Annotated in this window: 21 protein-coding genes; all 21 read left to right on the top strand. The window is 69.6% G+C overall.

Annotated elements, in window-relative coordinates; translation table 11 throughout:
- The first annotated feature begins 96 nt into the window (after positions 1-96).
- The 21 genes from IEZ11_RS42990 (at position 97) to atpD (ending at position 24,081) form a co-directional block, all read left to right on the top strand.
- Positions 97-1,389, top strand: a complete 1,293-nt coding sequence (locus IEZ11_RS42990) for a homoserine dehydrogenase (protein ID WP_189268517.1) — start codon at positions 97-99, stop codon at positions 1,387-1,389.
- Between the two features lie 6 nt (positions 1,390-1,395).
- The gene (thrC, locus tag IEZ11_RS42985; RefSeq protein ID WP_189268516.1) at positions 1,396-2,454 is read left to right on the top strand and encodes a threonine synthase; all 1,059 of its coding nucleotides are present in this window, start codon (positions 1,396-1,398) and stop codon (positions 2,452-2,454) included.
- Between the two features lie 256 nt (positions 2,455-2,710).
- On the top strand, positions 2,711-3,652 hold the full coding sequence (gene thrB, locus IEZ11_RS42980; RefSeq protein WP_189268515.1) for a homoserine kinase: 942 nt from the start codon (positions 2,711-2,713) through the stop codon (positions 3,650-3,652).
- 403 nt (positions 3,653-4,055) lie between these two features.
- Positions 4,056-6,116 carry a transcription termination factor Rho gene (rho, locus tag IEZ11_RS42975; protein WP_189268514.1) on the top strand — a complete coding sequence of 687 codons (2,061 nt, stop codon included), beginning with the start codon at positions 4,056-4,058 and terminating at the stop codon, positions 6,114-6,116.
- A gap of 130 nt (positions 6,117-6,246) precedes the next feature.
- A complete protein-coding gene (locus IEZ11_RS42970; protein ID WP_229713704.1) occupies positions 6,247-8,082 on the top strand; it encodes a trypsin-like serine protease in 1,836 nt (611 codons plus the stop codon).
- Positions 8,083-8,300: 218 nt separating this feature from the next.
- Complete coding sequence (locus IEZ11_RS42965) at positions 8,301-9,434, top strand: LCP family protein (protein WP_189268513.1); 1,134 nt, start codon at positions 8,301-8,303, stop codon at positions 9,432-9,434.
- Positions 9,435-9,740: 306 nt separating this feature from the next.
- Positions 9,741-9,965, top strand: coding sequence for a 50S ribosomal protein L31 (gene rpmE, locus IEZ11_RS42960; protein WP_030049623.1), 225 nt, complete (start codon positions 9,741-9,743; stop codon positions 9,963-9,965).
- A gap of 114 nt (positions 9,966-10,079) precedes the next feature.
- Positions 10,080-11,156, top strand: a complete 1,077-nt coding sequence (gene prfA / locus IEZ11_RS42955; protein WP_189268512.1) for a peptide chain release factor 1 — start codon at positions 10,080-10,082, stop codon at positions 11,154-11,156.
- An 82-nt stretch (positions 11,157-11,238) separates the two neighbouring features.
- On the top strand, positions 11,239-12,078 hold the full coding sequence (gene prmC, locus IEZ11_RS42950; RefSeq protein WP_189268511.1) for a peptide chain release factor N(5)-glutamine methyltransferase: 840 nt from the start codon (positions 11,239-11,241) through the stop codon (positions 12,076-12,078).
- A gap of 52 nt (positions 12,079-12,130) precedes the next feature.
- Positions 12,131-12,778, top strand: coding sequence for an L-threonylcarbamoyladenylate synthase (locus IEZ11_RS42945; protein ID WP_189268510.1), 648 nt, complete (start codon positions 12,131-12,133; stop codon positions 12,776-12,778).
- Positions 12,775-13,458, top strand: coding sequence for an arsenate reductase/protein-tyrosine-phosphatase family protein (locus IEZ11_RS42940; protein WP_189268509.1), 684 nt, complete (start codon positions 12,775-12,777; stop codon positions 13,456-13,458). Before IEZ11_RS42945 ends, IEZ11_RS42940 begins: the two co-directional genes overlap by 4 nt.
- Positions 13,459-13,718: 260 nt before the next feature.
- Positions 13,719-14,963: a serine hydroxymethyltransferase gene (glyA, locus tag IEZ11_RS42935; protein WP_189268508.1), complete on the top strand. Its 1,245-nt coding sequence runs from the start codon at positions 13,719-13,721 to the stop codon at positions 14,961-14,963.
- A gap of 150 nt (positions 14,964-15,113) precedes the next feature.
- Positions 15,114-16,478 carry an MraY family glycosyltransferase gene (locus IEZ11_RS42930; RefSeq protein ID WP_189268507.1) on the top strand — a complete coding sequence of 455 codons (1,365 nt, stop codon included), beginning with the start codon at positions 15,114-15,116 and terminating at the stop codon, positions 16,476-16,478.
- Positions 16,479-16,780: 302 nt separating this feature from the next.
- Positions 16,781-17,212, top strand: coding sequence for a Cg1360 family ATP-synthase-associated protein (locus IEZ11_RS42925; RefSeq protein WP_189268506.1), 432 nt, complete (start codon positions 16,781-16,783; stop codon positions 17,210-17,212).
- A 210-nt stretch (positions 17,213-17,422) separates the two neighbouring features.
- Entirely contained in the window at positions 17,423-18,259 is an 837-nt protein-coding gene (gene atpB, locus IEZ11_RS42920; RefSeq protein ID WP_189268505.1) for a F0F1 ATP synthase subunit A, read from the top strand.
- A gap of 76 nt (positions 18,260-18,335) precedes the next feature.
- The gene (gene atpE, locus IEZ11_RS42915; RefSeq protein ID WP_093499060.1) at positions 18,336-18,587 is read left to right on the top strand and encodes an ATP synthase F0 subunit C; all 252 of its coding nucleotides are present in this window, start codon (positions 18,336-18,338) and stop codon (positions 18,585-18,587) included.
- Between the two features lie 37 nt (positions 18,588-18,624).
- Positions 18,625-19,170, top strand: coding sequence for a F0F1 ATP synthase subunit B (locus IEZ11_RS42910; protein WP_189268504.1), 546 nt, complete (start codon positions 18,625-18,627; stop codon positions 19,168-19,170).
- The gene (locus tag IEZ11_RS42905; protein ID WP_189268503.1) at positions 19,167-19,982 is read left to right on the top strand and encodes a F0F1 ATP synthase subunit delta; all 816 of its coding nucleotides are present in this window, start codon (positions 19,167-19,169) and stop codon (positions 19,980-19,982) included. Before IEZ11_RS42910 ends, IEZ11_RS42905 begins: the two co-directional genes overlap by 4 nt.
- Positions 19,983-20,113: 131 nt before the next feature.
- Positions 20,114-21,703 carry a F0F1 ATP synthase subunit alpha gene (gene atpA / locus IEZ11_RS42900; RefSeq protein ID WP_189268502.1) on the top strand — a complete coding sequence of 530 codons (1,590 nt, stop codon included), beginning with the start codon at positions 20,114-20,116 and terminating at the stop codon, positions 21,701-21,703.
- A gap of 21 nt (positions 21,704-21,724) precedes the next feature.
- Positions 21,725-22,645 (top strand): F0F1 ATP synthase subunit gamma, encoded by a 921-nt coding sequence (locus IEZ11_RS42895; protein WP_189268501.1) that lies wholly within the window; start codon positions 21,725-21,727, stop codon positions 22,643-22,645.
- Positions 22,645-24,081: a F0F1 ATP synthase subunit beta gene (atpD, locus tag IEZ11_RS42890; protein ID WP_189268500.1), complete on the top strand. Its 1,437-nt coding sequence runs from the start codon at positions 22,645-22,647 to the stop codon at positions 24,079-24,081. Before IEZ11_RS42895 ends, atpD begins: the two co-directional genes overlap by 1 nt.
- Positions 24,082-24,107: the final 26 nt, after the last annotated feature.

Below are 24,107 nucleotides of genomic sequence, written 5' to 3'. Positions count from 1 at the left end.
TGAAATAGATGTCTCACGATCCGGACGAAGGGTAGAAACTCCCGTCCGGTGAGTGAGACTGGTCGAACCGTAGACGGTATGAGGAAACGAGGTCGGATGATGCGTACGCGTCCGCTGAAGGTGGCGCTGCTGGGCTGTGGGGTTGTCGGCTCAGAGGTGGCGCGCATCATGACGACGCACGCCGACGACCTCGCACAGCGGATCGGCGCCCCGATCGAGCTGGCCGGGGTGGCCGTCCGACGGCCCTCCAAGGTGCGGGAAGGCATCGACCCGGCGCTGGTCACCACGGACGCCACCGCCCTCGTCAAACGCGGGGACATCGATGTGGTGGTGGAGGTCATCGGGGGTATCGAGCCCGCCCGCACCCTCATCACCACCGCCTTCGAGCACGGCGCGTCGGTCGTGTCCGCCAACAAGGCGCTGCTCGCCCAGGACGGCGCGGCCCTGCACGCGGCCGCCGAGCAGCACGGCCGGGACCTCTACTACGAGGCCGCCGTCGCCGGTGCCATCCCGCTGATCCGCCCGCTGCGCGAGTCCCTGGCCGGCGACAAGGTCAACCGGGTGCTCGGGATCGTCAACGGGACCACCAACTTCATCCTCGACAAGATGGACTCGACCGGGGCCGGGTACCAGGAGGCCCTCGACGAGGCCACCGCGCTCGGATACGCGGAAGCCGACCCGACCGCCGATGTCGAGGGCTTCGACGCCGCCGCCAAGGCCGCCATCCTCGCCGGGATCGCCTTCCACTCGCGGGTCCGCCTCGACGACGTCTACCGCGAGGGCATGACCGAGGTCACCGCCTCCGACTTCGCCTCCGCCAAGAACATGGGCTGCACCATCAAGCTGCTCGCCATCTGTGAGCGCGCCGGGGACGGCGGCTCGGTGACGGCTCGCGTGCACCCCGCCATGATTCCGCTGACCCATCCGCTCGCCTCCGTGCGCGGCGCGTACAACGCCGTCTTCGTGGAGTCGGACGCCTCCGGTCAGCTGATGTTCTACGGGCCCGGCGCCGGCGGTGCGCCCACGGCCTCCGCGGTCCTCGGCGACCTGGTCGCCGTCTGCCGCAACCGGCTCAGCGGGGCAACGGGGCCCGGCGAGTCGGCGTACGCCGCCCTGCCCGTCTCGCCGATGGGCGATGTCGTCACGCGCTACCACATCAGCCTCGACGTCGCTGACAAACCGGGTGTTCTCGCCCAGGTAGCCACCGTGTTCGCCGAGCACGGGGTTTCCATCGATACGGTTCGGCAGACCGGCAAGGACGGCGAGGCCTCCCTCGTCGTCGTCACCCATCGGGCCTCCGACGCCTCCCTGTCCGGGACCGTCGAGGCGCTGCGCAAGCTCGACACCGTGCGGGGTGTCGCCAGCATCATGCGGGTTGAAGGAGAGTAACCAGCAATGACCCACCAGTGGCGCGGAATCATCGAGGAGTACCGGGACCGACTCCCGGTGTCCGACACCACGCCGGTCGTGACGCTCCGCGAGGGCGGCACGCCCCTCGTGCCCGCGCAGGTGCTCTCCGAGCGCACGGGCTGCGAGGTCCACCTCAAGGTGGAGGGCGCGAACCCGACCGGGTCCTTCAAGGACCGCGGTATGACCATGGCCATCAGCAAGGCCAAGGAGGAGGGCGCGCAGGCGGTCATCTGCGCCTCCACGGGCAACACCTCCGCCTCCGCCGCCGCGTACGCCGTGCGCGCCGGCATGGTGTCGGCCGTGCTCGTGCCGCGCGGCAAGATCGCGCTGGGCAAGATGGGCCAGGCCCTCGTGCACGGCGCGAAGATCCTCCAGGTCGACGGCAACTTCGACGACTGCCTCACCCTCGCCCGCAAGCTGAGCGAGAACTACCCGGTGGCGCTGGTCAATTCGGTCAACCCGGTGCGTATCGAGGGCCAGAAGACGGCCTCGTTCGAGATCGTGGACATGCTCGGCGACGCGCCCGACATCCACGTCCTGCCGGTCGGCAACGCGGGCAACATCACCGCGTACTGGAAGGGCTACAAGGAGTACGCCGCCGACGGCATCGCCGCCGGGACGCCCCGGATGTGGGGCTTCCAGGCCTCCGGCAGCGCCCCGATCGTGCGCGGCGAGGTCGTCAAGGACCCGTCGACCATCGCCACCGCGATCCGGATCGGCAACCCCGCCTCCTGGCAGTTCGCGCTCGCGGCCCGGGACGAGTCCGGCGGCCTCATCGACGAGGTGACGGACCGTGAGATCCTGCGCGCCTACCGGCTGTTGGCCGCGCAGGAGGGCGTTTTCGTGGAGCCCGCCTCCGCCGCGTCCGTCGCCGGTCTGCTCAAGGCGGCAGAGCAGGGCAAGGTCGACCCGGGCCAGCGCATCGTCTGCACGGTCACCGGCAACGGCCTGAAGGACCCCGACTGGGCCGTCGCCGGCGCCCCGCAGCCGGTCACCGTGCCGGTCGACGCGGCCGCCGCGGCCGAGCGGCTGGGCCTCGCCTAGAGAACCACCGTGGGGGGGGTCCCGGACCGGGAACCCCCTAAGGAGGGGGCACAGGGGGCTTACGACACGCATCGTGCGCCTCCTGTGCGCCCTATGTCGCCACAGAACCTTCCTTCGATAAGCTGTACCGAACCCGCCCGCTGCATATGCCTCCGCGTATGGCGCGGTGCCGCGCCGTCTCCACGGCCCGAGGGTCCCCCACGTACCTATCGAATGTCATTCGACCATCACGCAGCTCAAGGAGAGTCATCGAGCGATGGCCGGTCCAGCGTTCCGCGCCGCCGCCGTCCGGGTGCGCGTCCCCGCCACCAGCGCCAACCTCGGTCCGGGCTTCGACGCCCTGGGCCTCGCGCTGGGGCTCTACGACGACGTCGTCGTCCGGGTGGCCGACTCAGGGCTGCACATCGACATCGCGGGGGAGGGCAGCGAGACACTGCCGCGTGACGAGAGCCACCTGCTCGTACGCTCCCTGCGCACCGCCTTCGACCTGCTGGGCGGACAGCCCCGCGGGCTGGAGATCGTGTGCGCCAACCGCATCCCGCACGGCCGTGGCCTCGGCTCCTCCTCCGCCGCCATCTGCGCCGGCATCGTGGCCGCACGGGCGGTGACCATAGGCGGCGAGGGCAGACTCGACGACGCCGCCCTCCTTGAGCTCGCCACCGAGATCGAGGGCCACCCCGACAACGTGGCGGCCTGTCTGCTCGGCGGCTTCACCCTCTCCTGGATGGAGGCCGGTGCCGCCCGCGCGATCAGGATGGAGCCCGGCGATTCCATCGTTCCGGTGGTTTTCGTGCCCGGGAAACCGGTCCTGACCGAGACCGCGCGGGGACTGCTCCCGCGCACCGTCCCGCACGTCGACGCCGCCGCCAACGCGGGCCGTGCCGCGCTGCTCGTCGAGGCCCTCACCCGGCGCCCCGAGCTGCTGCTGCCCGCCACCGAGGACCGTCTGCACCAGGAGTACCGCGCCCCCGCGATGCCGGAGAGCGCCGCTCTGGTGGAGCGGCTGCGCGCCGACGGCGTGCCGGCCGTGATCTCCGGCGCCGGACCCACCGTGATGGCGCTCGCCGACGCCGGCAGCGCCGAGAAGGTGCAGGCCCTGGCGGGTCCGGGCTGGGCCGCCAACCGGCTGGACCTCGACCTTCAGGGCGCGAGCGTGCTGCCGCTCGCGCCCCCCAATGACACTTCCAGCGACATGTGACGCGCACGATTGCCGGATTTGGAGAGGGGGAATGTTTGTTGGATCCGGTAGTGTTAACCTCAAGTCTGCACCCGACCTCTCCATGGCGAGGTGCATCGTGTCCCCGTCCGGGACAGACATTCTTCCGGGAGTCTCCCAAGCCACTCAGCGTTCTGTATGACGTACCTGGGCAGTACGCCGTACCCGGGCACTGGGCTGGCCGCTGGGCCGCTCCGGAATTGGTGCTACCACGCCTCGTGACACCGGGTGCCACCGGCTGAGGAAGCGCCGTCATCAGAAATTCTCTCCGCCGCTTTGGCGGACCACCGCCCCGGCACGGTCCACACAGCAAGGACCGAAGCCGGACAGCACAACCGGTCGCCGAGCCAGACAGGCCGACGTCCGCTCCAGGGAAGGACCCTTCGTGAGCGACACCACCGATCTGATGGGCGCACGTGTCGAGGAGACCGCTGCCGCGCCCGCCACGGACGCCTCCGCGCCTGCCTCCGGTGCCGGCTCCCGGCGGCGCCGCGGTACCGGCCTCGACGGCATGGTGCTGGCCGAGCTTCAGCAGGTCGCATCCGGCCTCGGCATCAGGGGCACGGCGCGTATGCGCAAGAGCCAGCTGATCGAGGTCATCAAGGAGGCGCAGGCCGGTGGGGGCGCCGCCCCCAAGGCGGCGTCCGCCCCCGCCGGGGATGCCACCGAGACGAAGCCGAAGCGCCGCGCCACCTCCAAGGCCCGTACGGGCGAGGAGGCCGCCGGCAAGAAGGCGGAGCAGGCCGTCGAGGCCCCCGCCGAGAAGGCCGTGGCCCAGCAGCAGATCGAGATCCCCGGCCAGCCGGCCGGCGGCACCTCCCGTACGGCCGAGGCCGAGCGCGGCGCCGACGAGGCGCCGGCCGAGCGCCGCCGTCGCCGGGCCACCGCCGAGGCAGGCAGCCCCACCGGCGCCGAGACCATCGCCGCCGAGGTGAAGAGCGAGCCGAAGGCCGAGACGCCCGCGCAGCAGCAGGGCGAGGCCAGGGCCGACGCCGGTGACGACGGCCGTGGCCGCCGCGACCGCCGTGACCGTGGCCGTGACCGCGACCGGCGCAACAAGGGCGACGAGCAGCAGGGCGGCCAGGGTGCTCAGGGCGGCCAGGGCGGTCGGCAGGACCGCCAGGACCGCCAGCCGCAGCAGCAGCCGCAGCAGCAGGGCGGCGGCCGCCAGGACCGGGGCGCCGGCCCGCAGGACGACGACGAGTTCGGCGACGGACGCCGTGGCCGTCGCGGCCGCTACCGGGACCGCCGTGGCCGCCGTGGGCGTGACGAGATCGGCGGCGCCGAGCCGCAGCTCGCCGACGACGACGTCCTGATCCCGGTCGCGGGCATCCTCGACATCCTCGACAACTACGCGTTCATCCGGACCTCCGGCTACCTGCCCGGTCCGAACGACGTCTACGTCTCCCTCGCCCAGGTCCGCAAGAACGGCCTGCGCAAGGGCGACCACATCACCGGCGCGGTCCGCCAGCCCAAGGAGGGCGAGCGGCGCGAGAAGTTCAACGCGCTGGTCCGCCTCGACTCCGTCAACGGCATGGCGCCCGAACACGGCCGTGGCCGCCCGGAGTTCAACAAGCTGACCCCGCTCTACCCGCAGGACCGGCTCCGCCTGGAGACCGACCCGGGCGTGCTGACCACCCGCATCATCGACCTCGTGTCGCCGATCGGCAAGGGCCAGCGCGGTCTGATCGTGGCCCCGCCGAAGACCGGCAAGACCATGATCATGCAGGCGATCGCCAACGCGATCACGCACAACAACCCCGAGTGCCACCTGATGGTCGTCCTGGTCGACGAGCGTCCGGAAGAGGTCACCGACATGCAGCGGTCGGTGAAGGGCGAGGTCATCTCCTCGACCTTCGACCGTCCGGCCGAGGACCACACCACGGTCGCCGAGCTCGCCATCGAGCGTGCCAAGCGTCTGGTGGAGCTGGGCCACGACGTCGTCGTGCTGCTCGACTCGATCACGCGTCTGGGCCGTGCCTACAACCTGGCGGCGCCGGCCTCCGGCCGCATCCTGTCCGGTGGTGTCGACTCGACCGCCCTGTACCCGCCGAAGCGCTTCTTCGGTGCGGCCCGCAACATCGAGGACGGCGGCTCGCTGACCATCCTCGCCACCGCCCTGGTGGACACCGGGTCCCGCATGGACGAGGTGATCTTCGAGGAGTTCAAGGGCACCGGCAACATGGAGCTCAAGCTCGACCGGAAGCTCGCCGACAAGCGCATCTTCCCGGCGGTGGACGTCGACGCGTCCGGTACCCGCAAGGAAGAGATCCTGCTCGGCAGCGAGGAGCTCGCCGTCGTCTGGAAGCTGCGCCGGGTGCTGCACGCGCTCGACCAGCAGCAGGCGATCGAGCTGCTGCTCGACAAGATGAAGCAGACGAAGTCGAACATCGAGTTCCTGATGCAGATCCAGAAGACGACGCCGACGCCCGGCAACGGCGACTGACAGCTGGCGTAACCGGAAGCCGTCCCCCCACCTGGGGGGACGGCTTCTGACGTTTTTCCGGCCGGTGTAGGATCACGCCCTTCGGTCATCTGACCGAATTATGAACTCCTGATCCCGAGGGGGGACTTAGGTGGATACACCCACGTCCGGGAGCGGTCGACACAGACGTCGGATACGTCTCGCACTGCCCGTCGCCGCGGCCTCAGTCGCCGCCGCCGTCGCGGCCGCACTGATCTCGACCTCCGCCAGCGCGGCCACCCAGCCGACGCCCACGGTCAAGCCGTCCGTCAGCACACCGTCGCAGGCCACGCTGAACAAGCGCGTCGCCCGTGCGATCGCCGCCGACAGCGCAGCCACGTCCACGAAGAAGTCGACCGCCACCGCGAGCGGTTCGGCCGTCTCGCCGAAGATCATCGGTGGCGGTACGACCACCATCTCCGCGGCGCCGTGGATGGCCCAGCTCTGGTACTACGACGACAAGGGCACCACCAGCACCAGCGACGACGTCGGCTTCTTCTGCGGCGGCTCGGTCATCTCGCCCACGAAGATCCTCACCGCCGCGCACTGCGTCAAGGGCTTCAAGTGGAGCAGTACCGACTCCGCCGTCGTCACCGGCACCGCCTCGCTGCCGACCACCAACAGCGACGGCACCGCCGACCTGCACGGCGGCACCGTCACCGGTGTGCTGCGCCAGTGGAACCACCCGTCGTACACCGTGTCGACGAACGGTGCTCCCAACAACGACATCGCGGTCCTCACCCTGGCGGCCCCCGTCAAGGCGACCCCGATCCGCATGACGACGAACACCGACACCGCGTCGTACACGGGTACGCCCGCCACGACCGCCAAGGTCTACGGCTGGGGCCGCACCAGCTCCACCACGCAGGACATCTCCGAGACGCTGAAGACGGCCACGCTGCCGATCGACTCGGACGCCACCTGCACCGCCGCCTACGGCAGCACCGACTTCGTCAAGGGCCACATGGTCTGCGCGGGCAAGCCCGCCACCGGCAGCGACACCGGCACGACGACCACCTGCAACGGTGACTCGGGCGGCCCGCTGGTCGTCGGCGGCCGCATCGTCGGCGTCGTCTCCTGGGGCGTCGAGGACTGCGTCGCCCAGGGCGCCTACAGCGTCTTCACGAAGGTCAGCACCTACGTCGGTGCCGCCTACGCGCAGACCGCCGACACCAACCTGAGCTACACCGACGGCAAGGCCGACCTGTTCGCCCGCAAGTCGTCGAGCAAGACCGGCTACGAGCTGGACTCCAAGGGCACCTCGCTCGCCTCCCGCATCTCCTTGGGCGACTGGAGCGGCACCAACGTCGTCCTCCAGGCCGACCTCGACCGGGACGGCTTCCAGGACTTCGTCTACCGGCTGTCTTCCGGTGACGTCTACTGGGACCACTTCGTGCTGAACAGTGCCCAGACCGGCGGCTCCTGGGCGACGAAGAAGATCTTCACCAACTGGAAGACCCGCAAGGCCGTCGTGATCCCCGGTGACCTCACCGGCGACTACCTGCCCGACGTCCTCTCCGAGGACTCCAGCGGTGTGCTGTGGCTGTACCCGGGCAAGGGCAACGGCACCTTCGCGGCCCGGGTCCGGATCGGCGGCGGCTGGAGCCAGTACAACCAGCTGCGCGGCGTCGGCGACTTCAACGGCGACGGCAAGGCCGACCTGCTGGCCCGCAAGAGCAGCGGTGGTGACCTGTACCTGTACAAGGGCACCGGCAAGTCCGGCACCGGCCTCTTCTCGGCCCGGGTGAAGGTCCGCTCCGGCTGGACCGGCTTCAACACCCTCGCCGCGGTCGGAGACCTGACCGGCGACGGCAAGGCCGACCTCCTGGCCCGGACGACCGGCGGCACGCTCTACCTCTACCCGGGCACCGGCAAGGCGACCAGTGAGATCTTCGGCACAAGGAAGTCGCTCGGTACCGGTTTCCAGCAGTACGACATCTTCGGCTGAAATACCTGGTGAGCGGGGTTCGCCCCGACTTGCCCGGTGACCCGGTGTGCCCATCGCGCTACGCGGTGGGCACACCGCGTTGTGCAACCCTTTCCCGAGTTTCGCCGTCTGACCAGGCGGAGCGACGATGGTCCGGTACGTGCCGATGATCCTGGTACGCCGGGCCTGACCCTGAAAGCAGGGGGTAACCGAGCAGTCGTACGAGAACAGAGGAGCCCATGTCCCCCGAGAGCACGCCGGAGCCGGTCATACCCGAGGCCGGTGCGAACGCCCCGGGCGGCCGCAGCAAGGGCCGCCGCCGCAAGCCCCCCGGCCGGGGCCGCAGGGCGCTGCTCGTCACGGCCTGGACGGCGGCCGGCATCCTCGTCCTCGGCGGCACCGGCGTCGGCTACCTGTACTTCAAGCTCAACGGCAACCTCAGGACCGTCGACATCAACCAGGCGCTCGGCACCGACCGGCCCACCAAGGTCGACAACGGCTCCGAGAACATCCTGGTCCTCGGCTCGGACTCGCGCTCCGGCTCCAACAGGAAGCTCGGCGGCGGCACCGACGACGGCAGCGCCCGCTCCGACACGGCGATGATCGTCCACGTCTACGAGGGCCACAAGAAGGCCGCCGTGGTCTCCGTGCCCCGGGACACCCTGATCGACCGCCCCGCCTGCACCGACGCGCACGGCACCACGCACTCCGCCGCGACCGGGGTGATGTTCAACTCCGCGTACTCCACGGGTGGCGCGGCCTGCGCGGTCAAGACCGTCGAGTCGATGACCGGCATCCGGATGGACCACTATCTGGAGGTCGACTTCTCCGGCTTCCAGAAGCTCGTCGACGAGCTGGGCGGGGTCGAGGTCACCACGACGAAGGCGATCGACGACCGGGAGAGCCACCTCGACCTCAAGGCCGGCACCCACACGCTCGACGGCAGGCAGGCGCTCGGCCTCGTCCGCACCCGGCACGGCGTCGGCGACGGCTCCGACCTGGGCCGCATCCAGCTCCAGCAGGCGTTCGTCAAGGCGCTGATCAACCAGGTCAAGCAGGTGGGCGTCTTCACCAGCCCCAAGAAGCTGTACGACCTGGCCGACACCGCGACGAGGACGGTCACCACCGACTCCGACATCGGCTCGGTGAACTCCCTGATCGACTTCGCGAACGGCCTGAAGTCCATCAGCGCCAAGAACATGCACATGGTCACGATGCCGGTGGAGTACGACCCGGCGAACCCGAACCGGGTGATAGTGGCGAAGGCGAAGGCGAAGCGGGTGTGGGCGGCGCTGAAGAACGACAGGCCGATCCCGGCGAGCGCGACGAAGGGGACGGCGACGGGGCAGGCCAAGGGGGTCGTGACGTCGTAGTCCGGCTGCGGGTGCGCGCGGGCTTGTCGCGCAGTTCCCCGCGCCCCTTTCAGGGGTGTCAGCCGTAGCGCCCCTTCAGGGGCGCGGGGAACTGCGCGATCAGCCCCCAGGCACCCGCACTCGCGCACGGCGAATCCGTCCCCGCCCCATGGGCGCGACCCTCGCCCCCACCCCTGGGAATACCTCCCCGATCCCCCCGGTTTTGGGAGATGCGGCCAGCCCTGGCAGACTGGTACGTCGGCCCCGGTTCACGCCCCGCAAGCCCGCGGAGGCGACCCGGTGCCCTCCCGATATCTAGGAGACACCTTGAAGCGCGAGATCCACCCCGAGTACGTCGAGACGCAGGTCAGCTGCACCTGTGGCGCGTCGTTCACCACCCGTAGCACGATCACCAGCGGCACCATCCGCGCCGAGGTCTGCTCCGAGTGCCACCCGTTCTACACGGGCAAGCAGAAGATCCTCGACACGGGTGGCCGTGTGGCCCGCTTCGAGGCCCGCTTCGGCAAGGCTGCCGCCGGCTCCAAGAAGTAGCGAGCTCCATTTCGCCGGTCCACGGCCACGCCTCCGCGAGGGGTGTGCCCGGGACCGGCGTTTTTGGTCGCCCGCCTTCCTTTCCGTACGCCGTAGCAGTATCAGGAGCCAAAAATGTTCGAGGCCGTCGAGGAACTCGTCGTCGAGCACGCAGACCTGGAGAAGAAGCTCGCCGACCCGTCGGTCCACGCCGACCAGGCCAACGCGCGCAAGCTGAACAAGCGCTACGCCGAGCTCACCCCGATCGTCGCCACGTTCCGCTCCTGGAAGCAGACCGGCGACGACATCGAGACCGCGCGCGAACTGGCCGTCGACGACCCCGACTTCGCCGCCGAGGTCAAGGAGCTGGACAAGCAGCGCGACGAGCTCACCGAGAAGCTGCGCCTGCTGCTCGTCCCCCGGGACCCGTCCGACGACAAGGACGTGATCCTGGAGATCAAGGCCGGAGCGGGCGGCGACGAGTCGGCGCTGTTCGCGGGTGACCTGCTGCGCATGTACCTCCGGTACGCCGAGCGCGTCGGCTGGAAGACCGAGATCATCGACGCCACCGAGTCCGAGCTCGGCGGCTACAAGGACGTCCAGGTCGCGGTGAAGACCAAGGGCGGCCAGGGTGCCACCGAGCCCGGTCAGGGCGTCTGGGCGCGGCTGAAGTACGAGGGCGGCGTGCACCGCGTGCAGCGCGTGCCGGCGACCGAGTCGCAGGGCCGGATCCACACCTCCGCCGCCGGTGTGCTCGTCACGCCCGAGGCCGAGGAGGTCGACGTCGAGATCAACCCCAACGACCTCCGCATCGACGTCTACCGGTCCTCCGGGCCCGGCGGGCAGTCCGTCAACACCACCGACTCCGCCGTGCGCATCACGCACATTCCCACCGGAGTCGTCGCCTCCTGCCAGAACGAGAAGAGCCAGCTGCAGAACAAGGAGCAGGCCTTGCGTATCCTGCGCTCCAGGCTGCTCGCCGCGGCACAGGAGGAGGCGGAGCGGGAGGCCGCCGACGCCCGCCGCAGCCAGGTCCGCACCGTCGACCGCTCCGAGAAGATCCGCACGTACAACTTCCCGGAGAATCGTCTCTCGGACCACCGTGTGGGCTTCAAGGCGTACAACCTGGACCAGGTCCTGGACGGCGACCTCGACGCGGTGATCCAGGCCTGCGTCGACGCGGACTCGGCCGCCAAGCTCGCGGCCGCGTAAGACACGTACGCACGTACGAGGTACAACACGGAGGACCAGCGTGCAGCAACATTTCGGGGGGCGACCCCCAAGCCCCCGACGAGTGCTGCTCGCGGAGGTGGCCCAGGCCACCCAGCGACTGGCCGACGCCGGCGTGCCCTCGCCGCGCAACGACGCGGAGGAGCTCGCCGCGTTCGTGCACGGCGTGAAGCGGGGCGAGCTGCACTCCGTCAAGGACTCCGACTTCGACGCCCGCTACTGGGAGGTCATCGCCCGCCGGGAGCAGCGCGAGCCGCTCCAGCACATCACCGGGCGGGCGTACTTCCGGTATCTCGAACTCCAGGTGGGGCCGGGCGTGTTCGTGCCGCGCCCGGAGACCGAGTCGGTGGTCGGCTGGGCCATAGACGCCGTGCGCGCGATGGACGTGGTCGAGCCCCGCATCGTGGACCTGTGCACCGGTTCGGGCGCCATCGCGCTCGCCCTCGCCCAGGAGGTCCCGCGCTCGCGTGTGCACGCCGTGGAGCTGTCCGAGGAGGCGCTCCGGTGGACCCGCAAGAACATGGCGGACTCCAGGGTCGACCTGCGCCAGGGCAACGCCCTGGACGCCTTCCCCGACCTCGACGGCCATGTCGACCTGGTCATCTCCAACCCGCCGTACATCCCGCTCACCGAGTGGGAGTACGTCGCCCCCGAGGCCCGCGACTACGACCCGGAGCTCGCCCTCTTCTCCGGCGAGGACGGCCTCGACCTGATCCGGGGCATCGAACGCACCGCGCACCGGCTGCTGCGCCCGGGCGGTGTCGTCGTCATCGAGCACGCCGACACCCAGGGCGGCCAGGTGCCGTGGATCTTCACCGAGGAGCGGGGCTGGGCCGACGCGGCCGACCACCCGGACCTCAACAACCGCCCCCGCTTCGCGACCGCCCGCAAGGCGCTGCCGTGAGCACCCCGCAGACTCCCTTCCAGCTGTACGTGTACGAGGAGGCCCGCTAGACATGGCACGGCGATACGACACCAACGACGCGACCGACCGCGTGACGGGTCTGCGCGAGGCCGCGTCCGCCGTCCGCCGGGGCGAACTGGTGGTGCTGCCGACCGACACGGTGTACGGCATCGGCGCCGACGCGTTCACCTCGGAGGCGGTCGCCGACCTCCTCGACGCCAAGGGGCGGGGCCGCAACATGCCCACCCCGGTGCTGATCGGGTCCCCGAACACGCTCCACGGTCTCGTCACCGACTTCTCCGAGCTGGCCTGGGAGCTGGTCGACGCGTTCTGGCCGGGTGCCCTGACGCTGGTCGCCAGGCACCAGCCGTCCCTGCAGTGGGACCTGGGCGACACCAGGGGCACGGTCGCCGTGCGCATGCCCCTGCACCCGGTCGCCATCGAGCTGCTCACCGAGGTCGGCCCGATGGCCGTGTCCTCCGCCAACCTCACCGGCCACCCGTCCCCGGAGACCTGTGACGCCGCGCAGGAGATGCTCGGCGACTCCGTCTCCGTGTACCTCGACGGCGGCCCGACCCCCGGCAACGTGCCCTCGTCGATCGTCGACGTCACCCGCGAAGTTCCGTTGCTGCTGCGCGCGGGCGCGATCTCGGCGGAGGAGCTGCGGAAGGTCGTACCCGACCTTGAGGTGGCGAATTGACAGCCCCTGACGCGGGGCGTGGCATAGGCAACGGGGAGCGCGCGGCGGAGATCACGACGACGTTCGTGGGGCTGCCGCGCGACAGCTTCCGCATCCTCCACGTCAGCACCGGCAACGTGTGCCGCTCGCCGATCACCGAGCGGCTGACCCGCCATCTCGTGACGGACCGGCTCGGCGCCTTCCTGGGCGGCGGGCTGGTCGTGGAGAGCGCGGGTACCTGGGGGCACGAGGGCGCGCCCATGGAGGCCAACGCGGAGGCCGTCCTCGCCGACTTCGGTGCGGACGCCTCCGGCTTCGTGGGCCGCGAACTGCTCGACGAGCACGTGATCCGGGCCGACCTGGTCCTGACCGCCACCCGTGACCACCGCGCCCAGGTCATCTCCATGGGTCACTCGGCGGGCCTGCGTACCTTCACGCTGAAGGAGTTCACCCGCCTGGTCCGCGCGATCGACCCGGCGACCCTGCCGCCGACGTCGGAAGGCGTGGTCGTCCGGGCGCGTGCGCTGGTCCGTGCGGCCGCGGCGCTCCGCGGCTGGCTGCTGGCGCCCACGGCGGAGGCGGACGAGGTCTACGACCCGTACGGCGCCCCGCTGCCGTTCTTCCAGTCGATCGGCGACGAGATACACGAGGCGCTGGACCCGGTGGTCACGGCGCTGACCGGCGTCCCGGCGCGGATGTAACCGACTGTCCCCCGCACAGGCCCCGGCGCCGGCGGCCGTGCCCACCCGTTCCGCCCTGACGGAGGCCGGTGGTGGCGCCCCGTAAGGGGCGCGGGGAACTGCGCGAGCAACCCCCACGCACCCGCAGCCGCGCGACCGGCCGCAACCGCCCCTCCGGCGGCGGGACGGCGACCCTCCCCAGCCGTACGCGCACACCGCGCGACCGCCCCGTACCGGGCCTACATTGGTCATACGTCACCGTCGACCGCCCGGAGCCCGCCATGTCGGTCACCTCTGCCCTCGCCGAGGGCGATCTGCTGCGCCGGCAGGACCCGGAGCTGGCCGAGATCGTGCTGGGGGAGCTCACCCGGCAGTCGACGTCGCTGCAGCTGATCGCCGCCGAGAACTTCACCTCCCCGGCCGTGCTGGCGGCCCTCGGGTCGCCGCTCGCCAACAAGTACGCCGAGGGATATCCGGGCACCCGGTACCACGGCGGCTGCGAGATCGTGGACGTGGCCGAGCGCCTCGCCGTCGACCGGGCCAAGGCCCTGTTCGGCGCCGCGCACGCGAACGTGCAGTCCCATTCCGGGTCGTCGGCCGTACTCGCCGCGTATGCCGCCCTGCTGCGCCCCGGTGACACCGTGCTGGCCCTGGGGCTGCCCTACGGCGGTCATCTCACGCACGGCTCCCCGGCCAACTTCTCCGGCCGCTGGTTCGACTTCGTGGCGTACGGGGTGGACGCCGAGACCGGGTTCATCGACCACGACCAGGTGCGGGCGCTGGCGCGCAGCCACCGGCCCAAGGCGATCGTGTGCGGCTCCATCGCCTATCCCCGGCACATCGACTACGCCTTCTTCCGCGAGGTCGCCGACGAGGCGGGCGCCTACCTGATCGCCGACGCCGCCCATCCCATCGGGCTGGTCGCCGGGGGAGCGGCGCCGAACCCGGTGCCGTACGCCGACGTGGTGTGCGCGACGACGCACAAGGTGCTGCGCGGGCCGCGCGGCGGGATGCTGCTGTGCGCTGCGCCGGAACTGGCCGAGCGGCTGGACCGGGCGGTGTTCCCGTTCACCCAGGGCGGCGCGCAGATGAACTCCGTCGCCGCGAAGGCGGTCGCGTTCGGCGAGGCGGCGACACCGGCGTTCACCGCGTACGCCCATCAGGTGGTCGCCAACGCGCGGGTCCTCGCGGCCGGGCTGGCGGAGCGGGGGCTGGCCGTCACCACGGGCGGCACGGACACCCATCTGATCACCGTCGACCCGGCGCCGCTCGGGGCCGGGGGAAAGGCCGCCCGGGGCCGGCTGGCGGCCGCCGGGATCGTGCTGGACTGCTGTGCCCTGCCGCACGGTGACGCGCGGGGGCTCAGGCTGGGCACCGCCGCGGTGACCACGCAGGGCATGGGGGAGGCGGAGATGACCCGGATCGCGGCATTGCTGGCGGGCGTGGTGAGCGGAGTCACTGATGTGGGGAGGGCGCGTGACGAGGTGCGGGAGCTCACCGGTAGATTTCCGCCGTATCCCGGGTGAGACGGGGTAGGCGCAGCGTCGTACACCCCGTTGTACGCCCGGTTCACAGCCACCCGTGCAACCATCGTCGCTACCCGGAAGTCCCCACACATATGCGTCCCTCGCTAGGGTGTGGGGCTGTGATGGCCAGCGAGACATGTGGGGAAGCCTGTGCGTGAATACCTGCTGACGCTCTGCATCACGGCCGCGGTGACGTACCTGCTGACAGGGCCGGTGCGGAAGTTCGCGATCGTGGCGGGGGCCATGCCGGAGATCCGGGCACGTGACGTGCACCGGGAGCCCACTCCGCGGCTCGGCGGGATCGCGATGTTCTTCGGCCTGTGTGCGGGGCTGCTGGTCGCGGACCACATGTCCAACCTCAACGAGGTCTTCGAGAAGTCGAACGAGCCGCGGGCGCTGCTCTCCGGCGCGGCCCTGATCTGGCTGATCGGTGTGCTCGACGACAAGTTCGAGATCGACGCGCTGATCAAGCTGGGCGGTCAGATGATCGCCGCGGGCGTCATGGTCATGCAGGGTCTGACGATCCTCTGGCTGCCCATCCCGGGCGTCGGCACGGTGGCGTTGACCCCGTGGCAGGGCACCCTGCTGACGGTGGCCCTGGTGGTCATCACCATCAACGCGGTGAACTTCGTCGACGGCCTGGACGGCCTGGCCTCCGGCATGGTGTGCATCGCGGCCGCCGCGTTCTTCATGTACGCCTACCGGATCTGGTACTCGTACGGCATCGAGGCGGCCGCCCCGGCGACCCTGTTCTCGGCGATCCTGATGGGCATGTGCCTGGGCTTCCTGCCGCACAACATGCACCCGGCGCGGATCTTCATGGGCGACTCCGGGTCGATGCTGATCGGCCTGGTGCTGGCCGCGGGCGCGATCTCGGTCACGGGCCAGGTCGACCCCGACGTGATGAACCTGTTCGCGGGGTCCGAGCGCAACGCGGTGCACCAGATGGTGCCGGTCTACATCCCCCTGCTGCTGCCGCTGACCATCATCGCGGTGCCCGCCGCCGACCTGGTGCTGGCGATCGTGCGGCGCACCTGGCGCGGCCAGTCGCCGTTCGCGGCCGACCGCGGGCACCTGCACCACCGGCTGCTGGAAGTCGGCCACTCGCACAGCAGGGCCGTGCTGATCATGTACTTCTGGGCGGCCCTGATCGCCTTCGGGGCGCTGGCCTACTCCGTGAACTCCGCGTCCATGTGGATCGTGCTCGGTGTGGTGTTCTTCAGCGCGGTGGGCCTCGGGCTGCTCCTGCTGCCGCGGTTCACACCGCGCGCCCCGATGTGGGCGCAGGGCGTCGTGCCGCCCCGCTACCGGCGCCGTGCGCGGGCCGCGGCGGCCACGGCGCCGGCCGCGACAACTCCCCAGCCGACGGCGGCCGTTGAGGAACCGGAGTGCGATGAGCAGCCCGCCGGGCCGCTTGCTCCGGTGGCCGCCGCAGTGACCTCGGCCAACGGCGCGACCGCCATCGGGGCCCGTTCGCGCTTCCTGGAACGGCACACTTCCGAGACCTCGCGCTGACCCCGCCAAGGTAAGAATCTGACTAGAGCATTGCCAAGTCGTGGGGGAGTAAAGCACCCCAATACCAGACACAACGGCCCGGTTTCCGCTCAGACGCGCAGCTTCACTCTCATGTGTGACAGCGAGCACACCTACGAGGTAAAGACCTCATCAAATAGTTTGTGATACGGTTCACGAGAACCCCGGACAGAGTCGAAGGACCCGACTGCGACGGTCCGTCAGCGTGAGGTCTTCGACCCTCCGACCGGGACTACGCTCGTCCATGACGACACCTGCCCCCCTGTGAAAGCGGAGTTGCCGCCATGCCGTCCAATGACGCCCGGATCCTGGCCCAGGCCGCCGTACCCACGGCCGCCGTCGGCGTGCTCGCAGCCGTCGTCAGCGGTGTCGTCGCGGGCGGCAAGGGGGCGATCGGCGCGGTCGTCGGGACGGTGATCGTGATCCTCTTCATGGGGATCGGCCTCTACGTCCTGCAGCGCACGGCCAGGTCCATGCCGCAGCTCTTCCAGATGATGGGCCTGATGCTCTACGCGGCCCAGCTTCTGCTGCTGGTCATCTTCATGGCCCTGTTCAAGAACACGACGCTGTTCAACCCCCGGGCCTTCGCCATCACGCTCGTGGTCGCCACGCTCGCGTGGATCGCGGCACAGACCCGTGCCCACATGAAGGCCAAGATCCTCTACGTCGAACCCGAGAAGTCCGAGAAGTCTGAGAAGTCCGGACAATCGTCGTGAGAGGTAGGGCCGGGATAAAGCCGTACGAGAGATGCTGCTATCGTCCGGTGCCAACTGCGGCATCGCGGGCGCGGGCATCTGAGCTGACGCCTGCTCAATCGCGAGGCGAGATGCCCCCCAGCCGCCCCCACATCTGTAACACCAGTCCCGTGCCGAACCGCGGCCATGCGCCGCGCCGACACAACGAGGTTGCCGTATCCATGCGCCACGATGAAGGAGCCCGCGGTGAGTGCTGACCCGACGCAGACGCTCGCTTTCGACACGAGCTGTCACCTGTTCGACGGGTGTGGCTTCCCGGCTCCGGGCCTGCACTCGTTCCTGTTCAAGCCGCTGTTCGGCGACGCGGACAGCAACCTGTACTTCAACAAGACGATGCTGCTGGCGCTGCTCGGGTCGATCATCATCGTGGGCTTCTTCTGGGCCGCCTTCGCCAAGCCGAAGGTCGTCCCGGGCAAGCTCCAGATGATCGCCGAGACCGGCTACGACTTCGTCCGGCGCGGCGTCGTCTACGAGACCATCGGCAAGAAGGAAGGCGAGAAGTACGTCCCGTTCGTCGTCTCGCTGTTCTTCTTCGTCTGGATGATGAACCTCTGGTCGATCATCCCGGTCGCCCAGTTCCCGGTCACCGCGATCATCTCGTACCCCGCGGTCCTGGCCGGCCTCGTCTACATCACGTGGGTCGCGCTCACCTTCAAGCGCCAGGGCTTCGTCGGCTTCTTCAAGAACGTCACCGGCTACGACAAGTCGCTCGGCGGGGTCCTCCCGCTGTCGATGACGATCGAGTTCTTCTCGAACCTCATCGTCCGGCCGTTCACCCACGCCGTGCGACTCTTCGCGAACATGTTCGCCGGTCACACCCTGCTGCTGCTCTTCACGATCGCCAGCTGGTACATGCTGAACGGCATCGGCATCGCGTACTCCGGTGTCTCGTTCGTCATGGTCCTCGTGATGACCGCCTTCGAGCTCTTCATCCAGGCTGTCCAGGCCTATGTCTTCGTACTGCTGACCTGCAGCTACATCCAGGGCGCGCTCGCCGAGCACCACTGAGCGCCAACCCGCCCCACCACTCATGACATCCGGTGGCCAACCCCCACCGGTCCTTGAAAGAGAAGGAAGAACCGGCATGTCCGCTCTTGCGCAGGCCACCCTCGCCGCCACCCAGATCAAGGGCAACCTCGGCTCGATCGGTTACGGCCTCGCCGCGATCGGCCCGGGCGTCGGCATCGGCATCATCTTCGGCAACGGCACCCAGGCGCTCGCCCGCCAGCCCGAGGCGGCCGGCCTGATCCGCGCCAACCAGATCCTCGGCTTCGCCTTCTGTGAGGCGCTCGCCCTGATCGGTCTGGTCATGCCGTTCGTCTACCCGACCTCCTGACCCGACCGTCGCGCACCAATAGACGAAAGGCACTGATATGAGCCCCCTGGTTCAGCTCGCGGCTGAGGAGGCCGAAAACCCCCTCATCCCGCCGATCCCAGAGCTCGTCATCGGCCTCATCGCCTTCGTCATCGTCTTCGGCTTCCTCGCCAAGAAGCTCCTTCCGAACATCAACAAGGTTCTGGAGCAGCGCCGCGAGGCGATCGAGGGCGGTATCGAGAAGGCCGAGGCCGCGCAGACCGAGGCGCAGAGCGTTCTTGAGCAGTACAAGGCGCAGCTGTCCGAGGCCCGGCACGAGGCCGCGCGCCTGCGCCAGGAGGCTCAGGAGCAGGGCGCCGCGCTCATCGCCGAGATGCGCGCCGAGGGCCAGCGGCAGCGTGAGGAGATCGTCGCCGCCGGTCACGCGCAGATCGAGGCCGACCGCAAGTCCGCCGCGCAGGCGCTCCGTCAGGACGTCGGCCACCTGGCCACCGACCTGGCCGGCAAGCTGGTCGGCGAGTCCCTCGAGGACCACGCCCGGCAGAGCCGCGTGATCGACCGCTTCCTCGACGAGCTTGAGGAGAAGGCCGAGGCCGCGCGATGAACGGAGCGAGCCGCGATGCCCTGGCAGCCGCACGTGAGCGTCTCGACGCGCTGACGGACTCCTCGTCCGTGGACGCGACGCGGCTCGCCGACGAGCTGGCGGCCGTCACCGCGCTGCTCGACCGCGAGGGAGGCCTGCGCCGGGTCCTCACCGACCCGGCACAGGCCGGCGAGGCGAAGGCCGAGCTGGTCCGGCGCCTGATCGGCGGCCAGGTCTCCGAGACCACCGCCGACCTGGTGTCCGGCCTGGTCCGCTCCCGCTGGTCGCAGCCCCGCGACCTGGTGGACGCGCTGGAGGAGCTGGCGAACACCGCCGACCTCACGGCCGCGGAGAAGTCCAACACGCTGGACGACGCCGAGGACGAGCTGTTCCGGTTCGGCCGGATCGTCTCCTCCAACACCGGGCTGCGCGCCGCGCTGACCGACCGCAAGGCGACCGTCGCCGCGAAGACCGAGCTGCTGCACCGGCTGCTCGGCGGCCGCGCCAAGCCGGTCACCGAGCGTCTGGTCACGCGCCTTGTGACCGTGCCGCGGGGACGTAGCCTGGAAGCGGGCCTGGAGGCCCTGTCCAAGCTGGCCGCGGAGCGTCGCAGCCGGGTCGTCGCCGTCGTCACCTCGGCGGTGCCGCTGAGCGAGCCGCAGAAGCAGCGCCTGGGCGCCGCCCTCGCGAAGCTCTACGGCCGCACGATGCACCTCAACCTCGACGTCGACCCGGAGGTCGTCGGCGGGATCCGGGTGCAGGTCGGTGACGAGCTCATCAACGGTTCCATCGCGGACCGGCTGGAGGACGCGGCCCGCCGCATGGCGAGCTAGCACCCCGGTACAGCAGAAGAGCAGTACGTACTTACGACGGCCCGGTTGGGCCGTACAAGAAGAATCCTGGGGGTCGCCCCCAGACCCCCCAAGTGAAACTTCGGGCCCAACAAGGAGAGCAGGGAACCCAGATGGCGGAGCTCACGATCCGGCCGGAGGAGATCCGGGACGCGCTGGAGAACTTCGTCCAGTCGTACAAGCCGGACGCGGCCTCGCGCGAGGAGGTCGGTACGGTCACCCTTGCCGGCGACGGCATCGCGAAGGTCGAGGGTCTTCCCTCGGCCATGGCCAACGAACTGCTGAAGTTCGAGGACGGCACCCTCGGCCTCGCGCTCAACCTGGAAGAGCGCGAGATCGGCGCCATCGTCCTCGGTGAGTTCAGCGGCATCGAGGAGGGCCAGCCGGTGCAGCGCACCGGTGAGGTTCTCTCCGTCGCGGTCGGCGAGGGCTACCTCGGCCGCGTCGTCGACCCGCTCGGCAACCCGATCGACGGCCTCGGCGAGATCGAGACGTCCGGCCGCCGCGCCCTGGAGCTGCAGGCTCCCGGCGTCATGGCCCGTAAGTCGGTGCACGAGCCGATGGAGACCGGCTACAAGGCCGTCGACGCCATGACCCCGGTCGGCCGCGGCCAGCGTCAGCTGATCATCGGCGACCGCCAGACCGGCAAGACCGCCCTGGCCGTCGACACGATCATCAACCAGCGTGACAACTGGCGCTCGGGCGACCCGAAGAAGCAGGTCCGCTGCGTCTACGTCGCCATCGGCCAGAAGGGCTCGACCATCGCCTCCGTGCGTGGCGCCCTGGAAGAGGCCGGCGCGCTGGAGTACACGACCATCGTCGCCGCCCCGGCGTCCGACCCGGCCGGCTTCAAGTACCTGGCGCCGTACACCGGCTCGGCCATCGGCCAGCACTGGATGTACGACGGCAAGCACGTCCTCATCATCTTCGACGACCTCTCGAAGCAGGCCGACGCCTACCGCGCCGTGTCCCTGCTGCTGCGCCGCCCGCCGGGCCGTGAGGCCTACCCGGGTGACGTCTTCTACCTGCACTCCCGCCTGCTGGAGCGCTGCGCCAAGCTCTCCGACGAGATGGGCGCCGGCTCGATGACCGGTCTGCCGATCGTCGAGACCAAGGCCAACGACGTCTCGGCGTTCATCCCGACCAACGTCATCTCCATCACCGACGGCCAGTGCTTCCTGGAGTCGGACCTGTTCAACGCCGGTCAGCGCCCCGCGCTGAACGTCGGTATCTCCGTCTCCCGAGTCGGTGGTTCCGCGCAGCACAAGGCGATGAAGCAGGTCTCCGGCCGGCTGCGTCTGGACCTGGCCCAGTACCGCGAGCTGGAGGCGTTCGCCGCCTTCGGTTCCGACCTGGACGCCGCGTCGAAGTCGCAGCTGGAGCGTGGCCAGCGTCTGGTCGAGCTGCTCAAGCAGGCTCAGTACCAGCCGATGTCCACCGAGGACCAGGTCGTCTCCGTGTGGGCCGGCACCACCGGCAAGATGGACGACGTCCCGGTCACCGACATCCGCCGCTTCGAGAAGGAGCTCCTGGAGTACCTGCACCGCAAGGAGCAGGGCCTCATGACCTCCATCAAGGAGGGCGGAAAGATGTCGGACGACACCCTCACCGCTGTTGCCGACGCCATCGCCGACTTCAAGAAGCAGTTCGAGACCTCGGACGGCAAGCTTCTCGGCGAGGACGTCCCGGCCGCGGCCAAGTGACGTAAGGAAGGGACCTGACTCATGGGAGCCCAGCTCCGGGTCTACAAGCGTCGCATCCGATCCGTCACCGCGACCAAGAAGATCACCAAGGCGATGGAGATGATCGCCGCCTCGCGTGTCGTCAAGGCGCAGCGCAAGGTGCGGGCCTCCGCGCCGTACGCGACCGAGCTCACCCGCGCGGTCACGGCGGTCGGTACCGGGTCGAACACCAAGCACCCCCTGACCACCGAGGCGGAGACGCCGACCCGCTCCGCGGTGCTGCTCCTCACGAGCGACCGCGGTCTGGCCGGCGCCTTCAACTCCAACGCCATCAAGGCCGCCGAGCTGCTGACGGCGCGCCTTGAGGCGGAGGGCAAGGAGGTCGACACGTACATCGTCGGCCGCCGCGGTCTGGCCCACTACCACTTCCGCGAGCGCAAGGTCGTGGAGTCGTGGACGGGCTTCACCGACGAGCCCTCGTACGCGGACGCCAAGAAGGTCGCGGCGCCGCTGATCGAGGCCATCGAGACCGAGACGGCGGACGGCGGGGTGGACGAACTCCACATCGTCTACACCGAGTTCGTGTCGATGATGACGCAGACGGCGCTCGGGGACCGGCTGCTGCCGCTCAGCCTCGACGAGGTCGCGGAGGAGGGCGCCGCCAAGGGCGACGAGATCCTTCCGCTGTACGACTTCGAGCCCTCGGCGGAGGACGTCCTCGACGCCCTGCTGCCGCGCTACGTGGAGAGCCGCATCTACAACGCGCTGCTCCAGTCGGCGGCTTCGAAGCACGCTGCCACGCGGCGCGCGATGAAGTCGGCCACCGACAACGCGGGCGAGCTGATCAACACGCTCTCCCGTCTTGCCAACGCGGCCCGCCAGGCCGAAATCACCCAGGAAATCAGCGAGATCGTCGGTGGCGCCAGCGCCCTGGCCGACGCGACCGCGGGGAGTGACCGCTAATGACCACCACTGTTGAGACCGCGACGGCCACGGGCCGCGTCGCCCGGGTCATCGGCCCGGTCGTCGACGTGGAGTTCCCCGTCGACGCGATGCCGGACATCTACAACGCGCTGCACGTCGAGGTGGCCGACCCGGCCAACGCCGGCGAGAAGAAGACGCTGACCCTGGAGGTCGCCCAGCACCTGGGTGACGGCCTGGTCCGCACCATCTCCATGCAGCCCACCGACGGCCTGGTCCGCCAGGCCCCGGTCACCGACACCGGCGACGGCATCACCGTCCCGGTCGGTGACTTCACCAAGGGCAAGGTGTTCAACACCCTCGGTGAGGTGCTGAACGTCGACGAGCAGTACGAGGGCGAGCGCTGGTCCATCCACCGCAAGGCCCCGAACTTCGACGAGCTCGAGTCGAAGACCGAGATGTTCGAGACCGGCGTCAAGGTCATCGACCTGCTCACCCCGTACGTCAAGGGCGGCAAGATCGGCCTGTTCGGCGGTGCCGGCGTCGGCAAGACGGTGCTCATCCAGGAGATGATCTACCGCGTCGCCAACAACCACGACGGTGTCTCCGTGTTCGCCGGTGTCGGTGAGCGCACCCGTGAGGGCAACGACCTCATCGAGGAGATGGCCGACTCGGGCGTCATCGACAAGACCGCCCTGGTCTTCGGCCAGATGGACGAGCCCCCGGGCACCCGTCTGCGCGTGGCCCTCGCCGGTCTGACCATGGCGGAGTACTTCCGCGATGTGCAGAAGCAGGACGTGCTGTTCTTCATCGACAACATCTTCCGCTTCACGCAGGCCGGTTCCGAGGTCTCGACCCTGCTCGGCCGGATGCCCTCCGCGGTGGGCTACCAGCCGAACCTGGCCGACGAGATGGGTCTCCTCCAGGAGCGCATCACCTCGACCCGTGGTCACTCGATCACCTCGATGCAGGCGATCTACGTCCCCGCGGACGACCTGACCGACCCGGCCCCGGCCACCACCTTCGCCCACCTCGACGCGACGACGGTGCTGTCCCGTCCGATCTCGGAGAAGGGCATCTACCCGGCCGTGGACCCGCTGGACTCCACGTCCCGGATCCTGGACCCGCGCTACATCGCGGCGGACCACTACAACACCGCGATGCGCGTGAAGACGGTCCTCCAGAAGTACAAGGACCTCCAGGACATCATCGCGATCCTCGGTATCGACGAGCTGGGCGAGGAGGACAAGCTCACCGTCCACCGTGCCCGTCGCGTGGAGCGCTTCCTGTCCCAGAACACCCACGTCGCCAAGCAGTTCACCGGCGTCGACGGGTCGGACGTCCCGCTGGACGAGTCGATCGCGGCCTTCAACGCGATCATCGACGGCGAGTACGACCACTTCCCGGAGCAGGCGTTCTTCCTGTGCGGTGGCATCGAGGACCTGAAGGCCAACGCCAAGGAGCTGGGCGTCTCCTGAACCCCGTGAGTTCCTCCGAACTCATT

This window comes from Streptomyces fuscichromogenes (assembly GCF_014645815.1).
In the GTDB taxonomy this organism is placed as follows: Bacteria; Actinomycetota; Actinomycetes; order Streptomycetales; family Streptomycetaceae; genus Streptomyces; species Streptomyces fuscichromogenes.
The sequence above is the reverse complement of the archived record's forward strand: the minus strand, read 5'-3'. Positions and strand labels throughout refer to the sequence as shown.

Coding starts and splice junctions, on each gene's coding strand:
- IEZ11_RS42990 (WP_189268517.1), top strand. CDS start 97: ATGATGCGTACGCGTCCGCTGAAGGTGGCGCTGCTGGGCTGTGGGGTT.
- thrC (WP_189268516.1), top strand. CDS start 1,396: ATGACCCACCAGTGGCGCGGAATCATCGAGGAGTACCGGGACCGACTC.
- thrB (WP_189268515.1), top strand. CDS start 2,711: ATGGCCGGTCCAGCGTTCCGCGCCGCCGCCGTCCGGGTGCGCGTCCCC.
- IEZ11_RS42965 (WP_189268513.1), top strand. CDS start 8,301: ATGTCCCCCGAGAGCACGCCGGAGCCGGTCATACCCGAGGCCGGTGCG.
- prfA (WP_189268512.1), top strand. CDS start 10,080: ATGTTCGAGGCCGTCGAGGAACTCGTCGTCGAGCACGCAGACCTGGAG.
- IEZ11_RS42945 (WP_189268510.1), top strand. CDS start 12,131: ATGGCACGGCGATACGACACCAACGACGCGACCGACCGCGTGACGGGT.
- glyA (WP_189268508.1), top strand. CDS start 13,719: ATGTCGGTCACCTCTGCCCTCGCCGAGGGCGATCTGCTGCGCCGGCAG.
- IEZ11_RS42925 (WP_189268506.1), top strand. CDS start 16,781: ATGCCGTCCAATGACGCCCGGATCCTGGCCCAGGCCGCCGTACCCACG.
- atpB (WP_189268505.1), top strand. CDS start 17,423: ATGAAGGAGCCCGCGGTGAGTGCTGACCCGACGCAGACGCTCGCTTTC.
- atpE (WP_093499060.1), top strand. CDS start 18,336: ATGTCCGCTCTTGCGCAGGCCACCCTCGCCGCCACCCAGATCAAGGGC.
- IEZ11_RS42910 (WP_189268504.1), top strand. CDS start 18,625: ATGAGCCCCCTGGTTCAGCTCGCGGCTGAGGAGGCCGAAAACCCCCTC.
- IEZ11_RS42905 (WP_189268503.1), top strand. CDS start 19,167: ATGAACGGAGCGAGCCGCGATGCCCTGGCAGCCGCACGTGAGCGTCTC.
- atpA (WP_189268502.1), top strand. CDS start 20,114: ATGGCGGAGCTCACGATCCGGCCGGAGGAGATCCGGGACGCGCTGGAG.
- IEZ11_RS42895 (WP_189268501.1), top strand. CDS start 21,725: ATGGGAGCCCAGCTCCGGGTCTACAAGCGTCGCATCCGATCCGTCACC.
- atpD (WP_189268500.1), top strand. CDS start 22,645: ATGACCACCACTGTTGAGACCGCGACGGCCACGGGCCGCGTCGCCCGG.